A 2576-nucleotide genomic window follows, 5' to 3' on the forward strand; every position below is an offset into this window, starting at 1 on the left:
GGGCCACCTTCAGCCGCGGATACATCATGTTGAGCCAGTCCGTATGGAACCGCCCGGATGTCTCAGTGTTGGACGACAACCTGCGGTTCTCGCCGTCAACCTGACCAGTCAGTTTCAGATAGTTGCCGATGCTGTCTCTGTAATCATCCTTGTAGACAAAATCCTTCCCAGTGTTGTAAGGCGGGTCGATGTAGATCAACTTCACCTTGCCCGCATAACTCTTCTGCAAAAGCTTCAATACCTCCAGGTTGTCACCTTCAATCATCAAGTTCTTCGTGGTGTCCCAATCGATACTCTCCTCAGGGCAGGGCCGTAGCGTACCAGTGGAAGGCGTTAGGGCCAGTTGCCGTGCTTTGCGTTTGCCGTGCCAGTTGAGGCCATACTTCTCTTCCCGTTCTTCCACAGCACCGCCCAGGAGTTGCTTGAGCACGTGGAAATCAATTTTCCCCTCCGTGAACACCTCGGGAAACAGGCTCTTGAGGCGCTCTACATTCTCAGCGACGAGATCCGCCGAGCGGGCTTCCGGGGCATCGCCAGTGATTTTCTGCATGGATTGGTCCTGGTGCTTTGTTGAGTGGGGAAGTGCCTTTAACCATAGGGCACAACAAAGGGCTGAGGTTAAGCCCATAAAAGTAGGGAGCGGACATCCATCTCCCATGATGGGGATTGGCCGCCGGGAGATGGACAGCGTTCAGGGTAGGTTGTTGCCCGGTGTTGATGGTGGATGGGTGGCGGATGACCGCCCCTCACTCCCCGTAGGGATGAGCCATGGCCCGGGGATTCACCACCTGATCAAAACGTTCCGCCGTGATCACCCCCAGGGTCAGGGCGGCGTCCCGCAAGCCGAGTTGGTGGGCATGGGCATGGAGCGCCACCCTGGCGGCGGCGTCGTAGCCGATTTCCGGCGCCAGGGCTGTCACCAGCATCAGGGAACGATCCCGCAGGGCGCCGATCTGCTGGCCGTCCACCTCCAGCCCCTCCACCAAGTGAACCCGCAGGGAACGGCAGCAATCCCCCAACAGGGCCGTGGCTCCCAGCAGGTTGAAGCCCAGCAGGGGTTTATAGACGTTCATCTGCAAGTGTCCGCCGCACCCCGCCATGGTGACGGCATTGCTCTGGCCCAGCACCTGCACCGTGGCCATGGCCACGGCTTCGCACTGGGTGGGGTTCACCTTGCCGGGCATGATGGAACTGCCCGGTTCGTTGGCCGGGAGCCGCAATTCGCCAAAACCGGCCCGGGGACCCGAGGCCAGCAGACGGATGTCGTTGACGATTTTGTGCAGCCCCATGGCCAGTTGGCCGATGCGGTCCATCAGGTCCACCAGAGCGTCGTGACTCCCCATCACCGCAAAGCGGTTGGGGGCCACATGCCAGTTGTGCCCACTCCCCTGGCGCAGGTGTTCACACACCAGTTCCCCAAACCCCTGCGGCGCCCCCAGGCCCGTTCCCACCGCCGTTCCCCCCAGGGGCAGGGCCTGGAGTCCTGCCAGGGAGTCTTGCAACCGCCGCTCGGCATCTTGCAACTGGGCTACCCAGCCTCCCATCTCCTGGGCCACCGTGAGGGGCACCGCGTCCTGAAGGTGGGTGCGGCCGATTTTCACCACCTCCGTCCACTGGGCCGCCTTGTGGTCCAAGGCGGTGATCAATTCCCTCAAGCTGGGCAACAACTGCTGCTGCACACTCTCTCCCGCCGCCAAGTGAACCGCCGCGGGGAACACGTCGTTGGTGGACTGGGAGCGGTTCACGTGATCGTTGGGATGGACCGGCCGCTTCCGGCCCCGCTGCCCACCACCCAGTTCCGAAGCCCGGTTGGCGATCACCTCGTTCACGTTCATGTTGCTCTGGGTGCCGCTGCCGCTCTGCCACACACTGAGGGGAAAGTGATCATCAAACCGACCGGCCAGCACCTCCTCACAAGCCGTCACGATCCAGCCGCAGCGGTGTTCGTCCAGCACGCCAAGCTGGGCATTGCTGAGGGCCGCCGCCTTTTTGATACGGGCCAGGGCGTGGATGATCGCCATGGGCATCCGGTCGGGGCCGATGGCAAAGCTGCGGATGGCCCGCTGGGTCTGGGCGCCCCAATAGTGCCGGGCCGCCACCGTCACCGGCCCCAGGCTATCGGTCTCCAGACGGGGGGAATCAGCCATGGGGAGGGGATGCCGTTGCCGGCCACCAGCTTGCCATGCCGCTGCTGCGCCACACCCGGTCCAACACCCCTGGATTCACGGCCTGAAGGCAGGGCACACGGCCCAGGAGACGGGTGCGGCCCAACTGGGGCAGCACCGTGGCGTTATCGGCAAAGCCCTCCCCGTTGAGCACCAGCCCCAACACCGGGATGCGGCGCCGGCGCAGGGCCTCCAGACTCAGCAGGGTGTGGTTGATGGTGCCCAGCCCGGCCCGGGCCACCAACACCACCGGCAGCGCCCATTCCCCCATTACGTCAATCTGCAACAGGTGGCGGGTGACGGGCACCATCAGACCCCCCGCCAACTCCACCACCAACGCCTTGTGCTCCTCCTCTTCCGGTGGCCAGAGGCGTTGGCGTTCCAGAACAATCCCCTCCTGCTCAGCCGCCC

At 63.5% G+C, this 2576-nt stretch carries 3 protein-coding genes; all 3 read right to left on the reverse strand.

The features are described 5' to 3' along the window. The coding region (locus tag BG35_RS11190) for a site-specific DNA-methyltransferase (RefSeq protein WP_034418228.1) at window positions 1–550 on the reverse strand (550 nt) is incomplete at its 3' end. Between the two features lie 196 nt (window positions 551–746). Next, window positions 747–2147: a class II fumarate hydratase gene (locus BG35_RS0108930; protein ID WP_025782546.1), complete on the reverse strand. Its 1401-nt coding sequence runs from the start codon at window positions 2145–2147 to the stop codon at window positions 747–749. Continuing rightward, window positions 2140–2576, reverse strand: a 437-nt coding sequence (gene bioD / locus BG35_RS0108935) for an ATP-dependent dethiobiotin synthetase BioD (RefSeq protein ID WP_025782547.1), incomplete at its 5' end; no start/stop codon positions are given. The genes BG35_RS0108930 and bioD, both read right to left, overlap by 8 nt.

Source organism: Candidatus Synechococcus spongiarum SH4, assembly GCF_000586015.1.
Classification (GTDB): Bacteria; Cyanobacteriota; Cyanobacteriia; order PCC-6307; family Cyanobiaceae; genus Synechococcus_B; species Synechococcus_B spongiarum_F.